Source organism: Pseudomonas sp. JS3066 (assembly GCF_036328175.1).
Taxonomy (GTDB): domain Bacteria; phylum Pseudomonadota; class Gammaproteobacteria; order Pseudomonadales; family Pseudomonadaceae; genus Metapseudomonas.
In genome coordinates this window covers 5,258,156-5,271,894 of sequence record NZ_CP143312.1, presented here as the reverse complement: position 1 = coordinate 5,271,894, position 13,739 = coordinate 5,258,156, and the positions used below count along the sequence as shown (strand labels likewise).

Annotated in this window: 12 protein-coding genes; 9 read left to right on the top strand and 3 right to left on the bottom strand. The window is 63.4% G+C overall.

The window, feature by feature from the left end; genetic code table 11:
• Window positions 1–32: 32 nt before the first annotated feature.
• Both rimK and rimB read right to left on the bottom strand, forming a co-directional pair.
• On the bottom strand, window positions 33–938 hold the full coding sequence (gene rimK / locus SA496_RS24740; protein WP_120654039.1) for a 30S ribosomal protein S6--L-glutamate ligase: 906 nt from the start codon (window positions 936–938) through the stop codon (window positions 33–35).
• On the bottom strand, window positions 935–1,399 hold the full coding sequence (gene rimB, locus SA496_RS24735; RefSeq protein ID WP_028626791.1) for a retropepsin-like aspartic endopeptidase RimB: 465 nt from the start codon (window positions 1,397–1,399) through the stop codon (window positions 935–937). The genes rimK and rimB overlap by 4 nt, the downstream gene beginning before the upstream one ends.
• A 120-nt stretch (window positions 1,400–1,519) precedes the next feature.
• Between rimB and SA496_RS24730 the strand changes: the two genes are divergently transcribed.
• From SA496_RS24730 to SA496_RS24710, 5 genes are all read left to right on the top strand, one after another.
• Window positions 1,520–1,921: an RNA-binding S4 domain-containing protein gene (locus SA496_RS24730; RefSeq protein ID WP_120654040.1), complete on the top strand. Its 402-nt coding sequence runs from the start codon at window positions 1,520–1,522 to the stop codon at window positions 1,919–1,921.
• Between the two features lie 164 nt (window positions 1,922–2,085).
• On the top strand, window positions 2,086–2,973 hold the full coding sequence (gene hslO / locus SA496_RS24725; RefSeq protein WP_120654041.1) for an Hsp33 family molecular chaperone HslO: 888 nt from the start codon (window positions 2,086–2,088) through the stop codon (window positions 2,971–2,973).
• A 196-nt stretch (window positions 2,974–3,169) separates the two neighbouring features.
• Window positions 3,170–4,714, top strand: a complete 1,545-nt coding sequence (locus SA496_RS24720) for a phosphoenolpyruvate carboxykinase (RefSeq protein ID WP_330114641.1) — start codon at window positions 3,170–3,172, stop codon at window positions 4,712–4,714.
• A 153-nt stretch (window positions 4,715–4,867) separates the two neighbouring features.
• A complete protein-coding gene (locus SA496_RS24715; protein WP_330114640.1) occupies window positions 4,868–6,805 on the top strand; it encodes a RecQ family ATP-dependent DNA helicase in 1,938 nt (645 codons plus the stop codon).
• Between the two features lie 118 nt (window positions 6,806–6,923).
• Window positions 6,924–7,526 carry a nitroreductase family protein gene (locus tag SA496_RS24710; protein ID WP_120654044.1) on the top strand — a complete coding sequence of 201 codons (603 nt, stop codon included), beginning with the start codon at window positions 6,924–6,926 and terminating at the stop codon, window positions 7,524–7,526.
• Between the two features lie 174 nt (window positions 7,527–7,700).
• On the opposite strand, the gene SA496_RS24705 is transcribed toward SA496_RS24710, so the two are convergent.
• A complete protein-coding gene (locus SA496_RS24705) occupies window positions 7,701–8,600 on the bottom strand; it encodes a LysR family transcriptional regulator (protein WP_120655325.1) in 900 nt (299 codons plus the stop codon).
• Window positions 8,601–8,705: 105 nt separating this feature from the next.
• Between SA496_RS24705 and SA496_RS24700 the strand changes: the two genes are divergently transcribed.
• From SA496_RS24700 to SA496_RS24685, 4 genes are all read left to right on the top strand, one after another.
• On the top strand, window positions 8,706–9,944 hold the full coding sequence (locus SA496_RS24700; RefSeq protein WP_120654045.1) for a 3-hydroxyacyl-CoA dehydrogenase: 1,239 nt from the start codon (window positions 8,706–8,708) through the stop codon (window positions 9,942–9,944).
• Window positions 9,945–9,946: 2 nt separating this feature from the next.
• Window positions 9,947–11,737 carry an acyl-CoA dehydrogenase C-terminal domain-containing protein gene (locus tag SA496_RS24695; protein ID WP_120654046.1) on the top strand — a complete coding sequence of 597 codons (1,791 nt, stop codon included), beginning with the start codon at window positions 9,947–9,949 and terminating at the stop codon, window positions 11,735–11,737.
• A 51-nt stretch (window positions 11,738–11,788) separates the two neighbouring features.
• Window positions 11,789–12,952 carry an iron-containing alcohol dehydrogenase gene (locus SA496_RS24690; RefSeq protein ID WP_120654047.1) on the top strand — a complete coding sequence of 388 codons (1,164 nt, stop codon included), beginning with the start codon at window positions 11,789–11,791 and terminating at the stop codon, window positions 12,950–12,952.
• A gap of 93 nt (window positions 12,953–13,045) precedes the next feature.
• Window positions 13,046–13,483 (top strand): acyl-CoA thioesterase, encoded by a 438-nt coding sequence (locus tag SA496_RS24685; protein ID WP_153918990.1) that lies wholly within the window; start codon window positions 13,046–13,048, stop codon window positions 13,481–13,483.
• Window positions 13,484–13,739 lie beyond the last annotated feature (256 nt).

Sequence of the window (13,739 nt, the reverse complement as noted above, 5' to 3'; positions counted from 1 at the left end):
GCCGGGGCAACGCATGCGTTGCTTTATCCGGCTTACCCCTTGCCTTTTGTTCTCGTCGAGTTGGGGCAGGCGTTCTTCTCGAGGTACTGAATGATGATGCCGGCCACGTCCTGTTCGGTGGTGGTCTCGATTCCTTCCAGCCCGGGCGAGGAATTCACCTCCATCACCAGTGGTCCGTGATTGGAACGCAGGATATCCACCCCCGCCACCGATAGTCCCATGACCTTGGCGGCCCTGATCGCGGTCATGCGCTCTTCCGGGGTGATCTTGATCAGGCTGGCGCTGCCCCCGCGATGCAGGTTGGAGCGGAACTCGCCGGGTTTGGCCTGGCGCTTCATCGAAGCGATCACCTTGTCGCCCACCACGAAGCAGCGGATGTCTGCGCCACCGGCTTCGCGGATGTACTCCTGCACCATGATGTTCTGCTTCAGGCCCATGAACGCCTCGATCACCGATTCGGCGGCCTTCTCCGTTTCGCACAGGACGACGCCTATGCCCTGGGTGCCTTCCAGTACCTTGATCACCAGCGGAGCGCCGTTGACCATGCGGATCAGGTCGGGGATGTCGTCGGGGGAATGGGCAAAGCCGGTCACCGGCAAGCCGATACCCTTGCGTGACAGCAGTTGCAGCGAACGCAGCTTGTCCCGCGAGCGGGTAATGGCGACCGATTCATTGAGGGGGAATACCCCCATCATTTCGAACTGGCGCAATACGGCGCAGCCATAGAAGGTGACCGAGGCGCCGATACGCGGGATCACCGCGTCGAATCCTTCCAGCGGCTGGCCGCGATAGTGGATCTGCGGCTTGTGGCTGGCGATGTTCATATAGGCGCGCAGGGTGTCTATCACCACCATTTCATGGCCGCGCTGCTGGCCGGCCTCAACAAGGCGGCGAGTCGAATACAGGCGCGGATTGCGCGATAACACGGCGATTTTCATTGGGCACCCGGAAGGGAAAGAGTCGGTTTTTCCTGTACGTAGGTGAGCGCCGGATTGACCACCAATTGCGCCTGCACCAAGGCCTTGGAGCCCAGCAGTACGCGATAACGCATGGTCTTGCGGCAGGCCAGGGTGAACTCGATGGGCCAGACCCGGTCACCCAGGGCGAGCAGGGTGCGGATGACGTAGCGGGTCTGTGCCTGGCCGTTGGAGCTTTTTATGGTCTTTACCGTGACGACCTGCGCCTCGCAGCGGTGACGCCGTTGCACCAGGGTGCCGAGGTGCGCGGTGAACCTGACCCAGCGCTCGCCGCTCTTCTCGAAGGGGACGATGTCGCTGGCATGCAGCGTGGAGGTGCTGGCCCCGGTATCGATCTTCGCGCGAAGGCCAACCATGCCGAGTTCTGGCAGGGCGATCCATTCGCGGAGTCCGATTACGGAGAGATGGTCGAAAGTCTTCAATGCAGGCTTTCCGGTAAAGTTGGCGCATTCTAGTGGGCCGATGTGACAACTGCATCTGGCCCTGGCTGAGCTTAGACCGGACTGACGAATGGGTCAGCCCGGGCAGGATGGAATCGAGTCATGCGTGAAAAAGACGACAAAGACGACAAGGTGCGCCTCGACAAATGGCTCTGGGCCGCGCGTTTCTTCAAGACCCGCGCCCTGGCCAAGGAAGCTATCGAGGGTGGCAAGGTCCACCATCATGGCGATCGCTGCAAGCCGTCCAAGGAACCCCGCATCGGTGACGAATATGTGATCCGCGCCGGCTTCGATGAGCGCACAGTCGTTGTCCGCGCACTATCCGCGGTGCGTCGTGGCGCCCCAGAGGCCCAGGCCCTTTACGAGGAAACTGCCGAGAGCCTGGCCAAGCGGGAAGAGGCCGCCGCCATGCGCAAGGCGGGTGCCCTTGGCATCCAGACCGATGGCCGGCCGACCAAGAAACAGCGTAGGCAAATCCACTTCCTGCGTGGCGGCAGCGAATAGGGGCGGTGAAAATCGACCTGGCCGCCGGGCTCCCGAGCGGCCGCTGATCATCGATAGAAAACACCCGCGCGGGCGATAGACAACCGGCCCTTGGTCCGCCGACGGATTTGCGCATAAAATCGCCAGCCTTTCGGCCAAATTGGCCCAAATGCAGCGAGTCCGGCATGTCCGATTTCACCCAACGTTTTCTGTTCGACGACACCGATGTGCGCGGCGAACTGGTTTCCCTCGGCGAGAGCTACGCCCACGTCCTGGCCAAGCATCCCTACCCGGAGCCGGTTGCCCAACTGCTCGGTGAAATGCTCGCCGCCGCTTCCCTACTGGTCGGCACCCTCAAGTTCGATGGTCTGCTGGTGCTGCAGGCGCGTTCCTCCGGCGCGGTTCCGCTGCTGATGGTCGAATGCTCCAGCGACCGGGAAGTGCGTGGCATTGCCCGTTATCACGCCAGCCAGGTAAACCCGGCCGCCAGCCTGTCAGACCTGATGCCCGAAGGTTCGTTGACCCTGACCGTCGACCCGAAGCAGGGCCAGCGCTACCAGGGCATCGTCGCCCTCGAAGGCGCCAGCCTGGCCGAATGTCTTTCCAGCTATTTCGACAATTCGCAGCAGTTGCCTACCCGGTTCTGGCTCTACGCCGACGGCCGCAATGCCCGGGGCATGCTGCTCCAGGCTCTGCCGGCCGATCGCCTGAAGGATCCCGAGGCTCGTGAGGCCAACTGGCAGCACCTGACCACCCTGGCCGACACGCTGACCGCCGAGGAACTGCTCGGTCTGGACAACGAAACCGTGCTGCATCGGCTCTATCATGAAGAAGCGGTGCGCTTGTTCGATCCCCAGGCCATTCACTTCCGCTGCAGCTGTTCGCGCCAGCGTTCGGCCAATGCACTGGTGAGCCTGGGCAAGGACGACGCCGAAGCCCTGCTGCAGGAAAGCGGTGGCACCGTGGTGATCGACTGCCAGTTCTGCAATCAGCGCTACAGCTTCGACGCGGCGGATATCGCCCAGCTGTTTGCCGGTGGCGGCAGCGCCGCGCCGTCGGAAACGCGCCACTGAAAAGATGTAGCGTGCCCGCAAGGTCGCTGCGTGACCGGGGTGCGATTATCGGTCATGAATATGCCCGTCTGACAGGAGGTTTCTACCCAAAGCGGGCTTTTCTGGCATAATCGCGCGCACTTTTTTCGCTGTAGGGGGTCGCATTACCCACTACAAAACGTTTGGAGGACTCGGCTTTTCGCCGACGGGGAACCACATGACGCAAGCCAATAACGCCGTGTACACCGATATCAGCGCCGCGCAACTGGTCGAAGAGGCCATTCGCCGTGGTGAGGGTGAACTGGCCGCCAACGGTTCGTTGGTAGTGAAAACCGGTCACCGCACCGGTCGTTCTCCGGCAGATCGTTTCATCGTTCAAGAGCCGAGCACCGACGCCAAAATCGCCTGGGGCAACATTAACCGTCCCTTCCCGGCGGACAAATTCGATGCGCTGTGGAGCCGTGTTGAAGCTTATGTGACCGAAGGTGAGCGTTTCGTCTCCCACGTGCACGTCGGGGCCGATCCTGAGCACTACCTGGCCGTCAAGATGACCACCGAGACCGCCTGGCACAACCTGTTCGGCCGTTGCCTGTTCATCAACCCGGAACAGTACAACCCGCAGTCCCGCCAGGAGTGGCAGATCCTCAACGCGCCGAACTTCGTTTGCGAGCCTGAGCGTGATGGCACCAACTCCGATGGTTGCGTGATCCTCAACTTCGCCGCCAAGAAAGTGCTGATCGCCGGCATGCGCTACGCCGGTGAAATGAAGAAGGCCATGTTCTCCGTGCAGAACTTCCTGCTGCCGGAAAAAGACGTGCTGCCGATGCACTGCGCCGCCAACGTTGGCGAAGAAGGCGACACCACCCTGTTCTTCGGTCTGTCCGGCACCGGCAAGACCACCCTGTCCGCCGACGAAAGCCGTTACCTGATCGGTGACGACGAGCACGGTTGGGGCGTGGGCACTGTGTTCAACATCGAAGGCGGCTGCTACGCCAAGTGCATCGACCTTTCCGAGAAGAACGAGCCGGTAATCTGGAAAGCCATCCAGTTCGGTGCGGTGCTGGAAAACGTGGTTCTGAACCCGGAAACCCGCCTGCCCGACTACAGCGATGACAGCCTGACCCAGAACACCCGCGCAGCCTACCCGCTGCACCTGGTCGAGAAGCGCGTCGAGGCCAATCGTGCCGGCGAGCCGAACGCAGTGATCTTCCTGACCTGCGACCTGACCGGCGTGCTGCCGCCCGTTTCGATCCTGAACAACGAGCAGGCTGCCTACCACTTCCTGTCCGGCTACACCGCGCTGGTCGGTTCCACCGAAATGGGTTCCGGCGGTGGCATCAAGTCCACCTTCTCCACCTGCTTCGGCGCGCCTTTCTTCCCGCGTCCGGCTGGCGAGTACGCTGAGCTGCTGATCAAGCGCATCCAGGGCTTCGGCTCCAAGGTGTATCTGGTCAACACCGGCTGGACCGGTGGTGGCTACGGCGTTGGCAAGCGCTTCAACATCCCGACCACCCGTGGCGTGATCGCAGCCATCCAGAGCGGCGCTCTGATCGGTGCCGAGACCGAACACCTGGACACCATCAACCTGGACGTGCCGAAGGCCGTTCCGGGCGTCGAGACCAACCTGCTCAACCCGCGCAACACCTGGGCTGACAAGGCTGCCTATGACGAAGCTGCCAAGGCCCTGGCCAAGCAGTTCGTCGAGAACTTCAAGAAGTTCGACGTCTCCGACGCCATCAAGAACGCCGGCCCGCAGCTCTAAGCTGCACCGCGTCCTTGTCGAAGAAGCCGCCTCCGGGCGGCTTTTTCATTTGTGGCCTTGTGCCGCCCCGTAGGATGGGTTGAGCGGAACGCCGCCCGACCCAGCCTGCAAAGTCCCGGGGGCCACCAGGCTTCCACTTCAAGGAGTGATGCCATGCCCGCCGCGACCCTTGCCCGTGTCTTTGGCTACGATCATTTCCGCCCTGGCCAGGAATCCGCTATCTCTGCCGTGCTGGCGGGGCGATCGGCCGCTGCCATCTTCCCCACCGGTTCCGGCAAGTCGCTGTGCTACCAGTTGCCGGCGTTGCATCTACCGCACCTGACCCTTGTGGTATCGCCATTGCTGGCGCTGATGCAGGATCAACTGGCGTTCCTCGCCCGCCACGGTATCGCCGCTGCCAGCATCGACTCGGCACAGAGCCGTGAGGAGGCTGCCGAGGTCATGGCGCGGGCCCGTTCCGGTGAGCTGAAAATCCTGATGATTTCCGTGGAGCGACTGAAGAACGAGCGCTTCCGTGGCTTCATTCAGCAGGTACCGATTTCCCTGCTGGTGGTGGACGAGGCCCACTGCATTTCCGAGTGGGGCCACAACTTCCGCCCCGACTACCTCAAGCTGCCCGAGTACCAGCGCCAGTTCGGCATCCCCCAGGTGCTACTGCTCACCGCCACGGCGACGCCGACGGTGATCGCCGATATGCAGCGCAAGTTCGCCATCGCCGATGCCGATGTCATCACCACCGGCTTTTACCGCCCCAACCTGAACCTGCTGGTCGAGCCGGTGGCTCGCGAGCGCAAGCTGGAGCGGCTGGTGGAGTGGCTGGGAGAACGCATAGGGCAGGCGGCGATCGTCTACGTGACCTTGCAGAAGACCGCCGAAGAGGTCGCCGCGCGCCTGAGCGAACGTGACGTCGCCGCCAGCGCCTATCACGCGGGCATGCCCCATGAGGAGCGCGAGGCGCTGCAGCGCCGGTTCATGGCCGGGCAGGTCAATGTGATGGTGGCCACCATCGCGTTCGGCATGGGCATCGACAAGAGCGACATCCGCCAGGTGGTGCACTACGACCTGCCCAAGTCGGTGGAAAACTACAGCCAGGAGATTGGCCGCGCCGGGCGCGACGGCGAGCCATCGGACTGCCTGGTGTTGGCCAACCGCGACAGCCTCAACGTGCTGGAGAACTTCGTCTATGGCGACACGCCGGAGCTTTCCGGCATCCGCCAGGTACTGGCTGAGCTCAAGGCGGCTGGGCAGGGTGGCGATCGCTGGGAGCTGATGCTGGGTGCGCTCTCCGACCAGAGCAACATTCGCCAGTTGCCGCTCAAGACCTTGCTGGTGCAATTGGAGCTGCGCGGCATCATCGCGCCGCTCTACGCCTACTTCGCCGAGTACCGTTTCAAGCACCTTCTGGAACCCGAGGCCCTGCTGGCGCAATTCGAGGGCGAGCGCCGCCAGTTCGTCGACGCCTTGCTGCGCACCTCTACTCGCGCGCGTACCTGGTGCACCGTGGACTTCGATCGCCTCTACCGCGAACACAGTGCTGAACGGAGCCGCGTGGTGAAGGCCCTGGACTACTTCCAGGAGCGCGGCTGGATCGAGCTGGAAAGCAAGCAGATGACCGAGGTCTACGCACTGAGCACACCCGACTTCGAGCCTGAGGCGTTGGCCGTGGAGCTGCACGATTACTTCCACCAGCAGGAACGCAGCGAGATAACCCGCATCCAGTCGATGCTGGCGCTGTTCGCCAGCGAGACCTGCCTCAGTGCGCGGCTGGCCAACTATTTCGGTGACCATGACGTCCCGGAGCGCTGCGGCCACTGCTCGGTCTGCCAGGGACGCGTGGCATACCTCCCGGCACCGCCAGCACTGTCGCCACTGGCGGAGCGCAACTTCAGCGCCCTGTGTGGCGGCTTCATCCAGCGCTTCGAAGAGCTGAAGGGGGAGCGGCCGGGTGTCGAGTGCCTCACGCGCATGCTTTGTGGTATCACCGCGCCGCTATTCACCCGCCTCAAGGCTCGCAACCTGCCAGGCTTTGCCGCGTTGGAAGCCTACCCCTACGCCGAAGTGCGCGATTGGGTGGGCCGGCACGCGGGGTGAGATCTGGCAAGCATTCGGATTATTCGATCGATAGCTTCGTTAATCAGTGTTGGAAGCGGGTGAGGCGGCTGCTTAGGATAGCGCCACTTTCTAATCAGCCCACTCCCTGGAGTACACCATGCATATCGATGAGGCCATCCGCAGCCGCCGCGCCATCAAGGCCTACGACACAGACCACAGCATCAGCCGCGAAGACAAGGACGAGTTGCTGCAACTGGCCCTGCTCGCACCCACCGCCTTCAACCTGCAGCACGTGCGGCTGGTGGAAGTCAGTGACCCAGCCCTGCGCCAGCGCATTCGCGATGTGGCCTGGGATCAGTCCCAGGTCACCGAAGCCTCGATGCTGGTGATCGTCTGCGCCCGCCTCGATGCCTGGGAGAAGGACGCCGCCCGCGTCTGGGCAGAAGCGCCGCAGCCGGTGCAGGAGTTCATGGCCGGCGCCATCGACAACTACTACCGTGACAAGCCCCGGGTGCAACGCGATGAAGTGATGCGCAGCTGCGGCCTGGTTGCCCAGACCCTGATGCTCGCTGCCCGCGGCAAGGGCCTGGATACCTGCCCCATGGACGGCTTCGACTTCGACGCCGTGGCCGATCTGATTCGCCTGCCGGAGAACCATGCCATTGGCCTGATGGTCGCCGTCGGCAAGCAGGCGGTCGCCGCCAGGCCGCGCATCGGCAAACTGGCCTTCGACGAAGCGGTGATCCGCAACCAGTTCTGACTTGCTTTGGAGCGTTGGGCTTCGCTTCGCTCTGCACCAACCTACGAAACGCCGCCTCTGCCTTTGCAGTGGCGGCGTTTTCATTTCCTCGAGATCAATGCGTAGGGTGCGTTGTGCGCACTGCGGTTCCCGAGCCGGTCTTTCGGTGCGCGCAACGCACCCTGCTCAAGCCCCTCATATTCTGCCGATGCTCATCAAACGCTCGATCAGCCATTGCAGGGCCTCATCCTCCTCGCGCTGGGCCACGCTCAACAGGTCGAGGTGGAAAGGGCCAAGGGCGAAGGGCAGGGGATGTACCTGCAGCGGGAGCAGACTGGCGAAGTGCTGGGCCAAGCGCGCTGGCAACACTACGGTGAGATCGGTACTGGCGACGATATGCGCCGCCTGCAGGTAGTTGGGTGTCGTGTAGACGATGTCCCGTGCCAGCCCTTGCTCCCCCAGCCATTGATCGACCATGCCTTTGGTCTGGCCACCGTGTACCCAGAGGTGGCGTAGCCTGAGAAAGCCGGATAGGTCGGGCGCTTCCTGCATTTGCGGATGGTCGCGGCGGGCCACCAGACGCAGGGATTCGCTCATCCATCGGCGGCTGGCGAAACGCGAGGGAATGCTTTCGAAGCGGCCCAGTACCAGGTCCAGTTCGCCCTGGTCCAACGCGGCGGCGGGCAGGCTCGGCGAGAGATGGCGAATGGCGATCTTCACTCCCGGTGCTTCTTCCGCCAGTTGCTGCAGCAGGCGCGGCATGCAGATCAGCTCCACGTAGTCCGTCACTGCGATGGTGAAGCGCTGGCGGCTACGCGCCGGGTCGAAACCTTCGCCGATGACCAGGCTTTGTTCGATCTGCTTGAGCGCGGCACGAATCGGGGATTCCAGGGCCAATGCTCGTGGCGTCGGCTGCATCGCCCGGCCCACGCGCACGAGCAAAGGGTCGCCGAGCAGCTCGCGCAGCCGATTGAGCGCATTGCTCACCGCCGGCTGGCTGAGGGAGAGGCGTTCCGCTGCGCGCGAGACGTTGCGTTCGCGCAGCAGGGCGTCCAGTACCCGTAGTAGGTTGAGGTCGAAGTTCGAAATATTCACCAGGGAAATGCCATCTATCACAAGACTAAATTTCAAAAATAGTACCGTCTTCCTTAAGGTGATTGGCGAATTCGTCTCCCCATCAGAACAACAAGAGGGCCAGCGATGACCCAGAACGCATTCAACATCCAGCGGGCCGCCGTGATCGGTGCCGGCACCATGGGCCGAGGTATCGTCATGAGCCTGGCCAGCGCCGGCCTCGAAGTCCTGTGGCTGGACAACAATCCGCAGATGCTGGAGCAGGCTCTTGGCGTGGTGGCGGACACTTACGCCCACAACGTGCGCCAGGGCCGCATCAGTGAGGCCCAGGCCACCGAGCGCATTGCGCACATTCGGGCGGTGGGCAGCTATGACGATCTCGCCGAGGTCGATCTGGTGATCGAAGCGGTATATGAGAACCTCGAACTCAAGCAAACCATCTTCCGCGAGCTGGACGCCCGTCTGAAGCCGGCGGCGATCCTGGCCAGCAACACCTCGGCCCTGGATATCGATGCCATCGCCGCCGTTACCGGGCGCCCGGAGCAGGTCTTGGGTCTGCACTTCTTCAGCCCGGCGCACATCATGAAGTTGCTGGAAATCGTCCGTGGCGCCCGCACCGCGCCCGCTGTACTGGACGCTGCACTAGCGTTGGGCCAACGCATGGGTAAGGTCAGCGTGGTGGCAGGCAACTGCAAGGGCTTCATTGGTAACCGCATGCTCCATACCTATGTGCGCGAGGCGCGGATGATGCTGCTGGAAGGCGCCTATCCGCATCAGGTGGACAGTGCGCTACAGGGTTTCGGCTTCGCCATGGGACCGTTCCGCATGTACGACGTGGTGGGCATCGACCTGGAATGGCGCGCCCGCGAGTTGTCCGGAAAGGGTAATGACGACCCCGCGGTACAGGTGGATAACCGCCTCTGCGCGATGGGCCGTTTCGGCCAGAAGGCGCGCATGGGCTACTACCGCTACGCCGAAGGTAGCCGCCAGGCCGAACCCGACCCGGAAGTGGACGCACTGGTGCTGCAAGTATCCGAGCAGCTTGGCTTCGACCGTCGGGAGATCGGCCCCGAGGAAATCCTCGAGCGCAGCCTGCTGGCCCTGGTCAACGAAGGGGCGAAGATCCTCGAAGAAGGTATCGCTAACTCCAGCGCCGATATCGACACCGTTTATCTCAATGGCTACGGCTTCCCGGTGGACAAGGGCGGGCCAATGGCCTGGGCCGACAGCCAGGGCCTGCCGGCCATCCGCAAGCGCCTGCAGGCACTGGCCGAACGCTTTGGCCCCCATTGGCAGCCGACCACGCTGATCCGTCGCCTGGCCGCATCTGACCGTCACTTCGCCGACTACCAACAGGAGGCCTGACCATGGCTTACAAGGCACCCCTGCGCGACATGCGCTTTGTGCTCCACGAACTTTTCGACGTCGCCGGCCACTGCGAGCTGCTGGCCAACGGGTTGGACCGTGAACTGATCGACGGTGTACTGGAGGAAGGTGCGCGTTACGCGAGCGAAGTGGTTTCGCCACTGAACCGCAACAGCGACGAAGAAGGCGTGATCCTGGAACAGGGCGCGGTGACTACGCCCAAGGGCTTCCGCGAGGCCTATCGGCAGTACTGCGACAATGGCTGGGCCAGCATGACCGGTCCGCAGGAGTTCGGCGGCCAGGGTTTCCCGCAGATGGTCGCCTGCAGTTTCCACGAAATGCTGATGGGCGCCAGCCTGTCGTTCCGCGTGTACTCCGGACTCACCGAAGGTGCCGTGCTGGCGCTGTACAAGCACGGCAGCGACACGCTCAAGCAGGCTTACCTGGAAAAGCTGGTGAGCGGTCAATGGGCCGGCACCATGTGCCTCACCGAACCCCAGGCCGGCACCGATCTGGCTCTGCTGCGCACCCGCGCCGAGCCCCAGGCCGATGGCAGCTACAAGGTCAGTGGCAGCAAGATCTTCATCAGCGGTGGCGAGCAGGATCTCTCCGAGAACATCGTCCACCTGGTGCTGGCGCGCCTGCCGGATGCCCCGGTTGGAGTGAAGGGCATCAGCCTGCTGCTGGTTCCCAAGTTCATCGCCAATCCGGATGGTACGCCGGGGGCGAAGAATGCCCTGGGCTGCGGCGCCATCGAACACAAGATGGGCATCAAGGGCGCTGCCACCTGCGTCATGAACTTCGACGGCGCCACTGGCTGGCTGATCGGCGAAGCCAACCAGGGCCTGGCCTGCATGTTCACCATGATGAACGACGCGCGCTTTCAGGTCGGCCTGCAAGGGCTCGGCATCGGTGAGCAGGCCTTCCAGGGTGCCCTTGCCTATGCCCGCGAGCGGCTGCAGTCGCGCGCCTTGAGCGGGCCGGCGGCGCCGGACAAACCGGCGGACCCGATCATCCACCACCCCGATGTCCGGCGCATGCTGCTGACCCAGAAGACCCTGGTGGAAGGTAGTCGCATGCTGGCTGTCTACTGCGCTCGCCAGCTGGACCTGGAGCACGGCCACCCGGATGCCACCCAGCGCAAGGCCGCCGGTCGGCGTGCGGCGCTGCTGATTCCCATCGTCAAGGCCTTCTTCACCGACATGGGCCAGGAAGTGGCCAGCCTCGGGGTACAGGTCTACGGTGGCCACGGCTTCATCCGCGAGTGGGGCATGGAACAGCTGATGCGCGACAGCCGCATCACGCAACTTTACGAAGGCACCAACGGCATCCAGGCGCTCGACCTGATCCGTCGCAAGCTGATGGGTGATGGCGGGGCCGAGCTGGCCGCCTTGCAGGACGAAATCGCCGCGCTGGCCGATGCCCAGTTGCAGCGTGCCGAGTTGGCCGAACTGGCTGGCGCCGTGCTGGCGCGTCTGCAGGAGTGGCGCGGGCTGAGCGCGACCCTGCTGGATCGGGTGCGGGAGAACCCTGAAGAAATTGGAGCCGCCTCAGTGGACTTCCTGCAGTACTCGGCCTATGTGCTATTGGCGGGCTTCTGGTTGCAGGCCGCAGCGCGGGCCCAGGACATCCTGGATTCCGGCACGTCGGAGGCGGATTTCTACCAGGCCAAGTTGCACAGCGCGCGTTTCTATCTGCGTCGCGTGCTGCCGCGCGCCAGCAGTCATCGTGAAGCCCTGTTGGGCGGAGCAGACTGCCTGATGGCATTGCCCGAGGCTCATTTCGCGTTTTGACGGCGTTTACCGTCGCGGTACGCCTGGACAACAACAAGGGAGGACGCCCGGATGCAGCCCTTCAGCTTTGCCACCACCGCGCAGATTCTTTGCGAATCCGGCTCGGCCGCACGCCTGGCCGAACTCTGCCGCGAGCGCGGTGCCCAGCGCGTTGTGCTGGTGACCGATCCCGGCATCACCCGGCTCGGCCTGCTGGACGATATCCTCCTCGGATTCGCTCTCGAGGGCCTCAGCGTTGCGGTCTACGACCAGGTCCAGGCTGATCCGCCCGAGGCAGTGGTGCTGGAGGCCGTGGAACTGGCGAAGGTCCTTGGCGCCGAGCTGGTGGTGGGCTTTGGCGGTGGTAGCTCGATGGACGTGGCCAAGCTGGTGGCGTTGCTGGCCCACCCTGACTGCCGCCAGGACCTGGCGGACATCTATGGAGTGGGCAACGCGCGCGGTCGGCGCCTGCCGCTGCTGCAGGTACCAACTACCGCTGGCACCGGCTCCGAGGTGACGCCGATCGCCATCGTCACTACTGGCGAGACCACCAAGATGGGTGTTGTCTCACCGCTGCTGCTGCCGGACCTCGCGTTGCTGGATGCAGACCTGACCCTCGGCCTGCCGCCAGCGGTCACCGCGGCAACCGGGATCGACGCCATGGTTCACGCCATCGAGTCTTACACCAGCAAGCTGAAGAAGAACCCGCTGTCCGACCTGCTGGGCCGCGAAGCGTTACGCCTCCTGGCCGGCAACCTCGACGCGGTAGTCCAGGACGGCCGCAACCGCGAAGCACGGCAGGCCATGTTGCTGGGTGCGTGCCTCGCCGGCCAGGCATTCGCCAATGCGCCGGTGGCAGCTGTGCATGCACTGGCCTACCCGCTGGGTGGGCACTTCCATATTCCCCATGGTCTCTCCAACGCCCTGGTGCTGCCCCACGTGCTGAGTTTCAACGCCTCGGCAGCTGCCCCGCTCTACGCAGAGCTGGCGCCGCTGGTGCTTGGCAGCAATCTCAGGCCGGGCAGCGAGGCGCAGCTCACCGAGCAGTTGATCCGCGAACTCGCCGCCTTCAGTGAACGCAGCGGGTTGCCCACGCGCTTGCGTGATGCCGGAGTACCCGAGGCGATGCTGCCGCGCCTGGCGAGCGATGCCATGTTGCAACAACGGCTGTTGGTGAATAATCCGCGCGAGGTCAGCGAAGAGCAGGCCCTGGCTATCTACCAGTCGGCCTTCTGACCCTCCTGTAGGAGCCAGCTTGATGGCGAATGCAGCTGTTCGCGAGCAAGCTCGCTCCTGCATGAGTCGATCCAACCGAACCCAGGGAACCCCATGAGCCAACCCCAACACATGCGCGTTGACTACCGCCACTTCCAGCCCATCACCACGCGCTGGCATGACAACGATATCTACGGCCATGTGAACAACGTGGTCTATTACGGATTCTTCGACAGTGCCGTGAACACCTACCTGATCGAGCAAGGCGGGCTGGATATCCACGAAGGTAACGTGGTGGGTTTCGTGGTGAGCTCCTCCTGCGACTACTTCGCCTCCATCGCTTTCCCCGACCGCATCGAGGTCGGACTGCGGGTGGGCAAGCTGGGCAACAGCTCGGTGCAGTACGAGCTGGCGATCTTCAAGCAGGGCGAGATCGACGCCTGCGCGGCCGGACGTTTCGTCCATGTCTTTGTCGATCGTGAGAACAACCGGCCGGTGCCGATTCCCGAGACGCTGCGTGCAGCGTTGGCGGAGTTGGTGGTGGAGGGCTGACGCATTTCTTTCGTAGGGGCGAATTCATTCGCGAAGGGCAGCGTAGCTGTCCCCTTGATAGCGTCAGGGGCAGACCGGCGGTCTGCATGGCAAATGAATTCGCCCCTACAGACAACTTTCACCCAGTCGACCCGAAACGGCTGAAATAGCGACATCTGTCAGCCCGACCGTCCATCCGCTCTACCCATCGTTTGCGTGAATCCGCACAATGCGCGCCAAACCCGAATCGTCCTGACCGGCTGCGAGGTGAAACACC

Coding starts and splice junctions, on each gene's coding strand:
- SA496_RS24715 (WP_330114640.1), top strand. CDS start 4,868: ATGCCCGCCGCGACCCTTGCCCGTGTCTTTGGCTACGATCATTTCCGC.
- SA496_RS24730 (WP_120654040.1), top strand. CDS start 1,520: ATGCGTGAAAAAGACGACAAAGACGACAAGGTGCGCCTCGACAAATGG.
- SA496_RS24710 (WP_120654044.1), top strand. CDS start 6,924: ATGCATATCGATGAGGCCATCCGCAGCCGCCGCGCCATCAAGGCCTAC.
- SA496_RS24690 (WP_120654047.1), top strand. CDS start 11,789: ATGCAGCCCTTCAGCTTTGCCACCACCGCGCAGATTCTTTGCGAATCC.
- SA496_RS24695 (WP_120654046.1), top strand. CDS start 9,947: ATGGCTTACAAGGCACCCCTGCGCGACATGCGCTTTGTGCTCCACGAA.
- hslO (WP_120654041.1), top strand. CDS start 2,086: ATGTCCGATTTCACCCAACGTTTTCTGTTCGACGACACCGATGTGCGC.
- SA496_RS24685 (WP_153918990.1), top strand. CDS start 13,046: ATGAGCCAACCCCAACACATGCGCGTTGACTACCGCCACTTCCAGCCC.
- SA496_RS24720 (WP_330114641.1), top strand. CDS start 3,170: ATGACGCAAGCCAATAACGCCGTGTACACCGATATCAGCGCCGCGCAA.
- rimK (WP_120654039.1), bottom strand. CDS start 938: ATGAAAATCGCCGTGTTATCGCGCAATCCGCGCCTGTATTCGACTCGC.
- SA496_RS24700 (WP_120654045.1), top strand. CDS start 8,706: ATGACCCAGAACGCATTCAACATCCAGCGGGCCGCCGTGATCGGTGCC.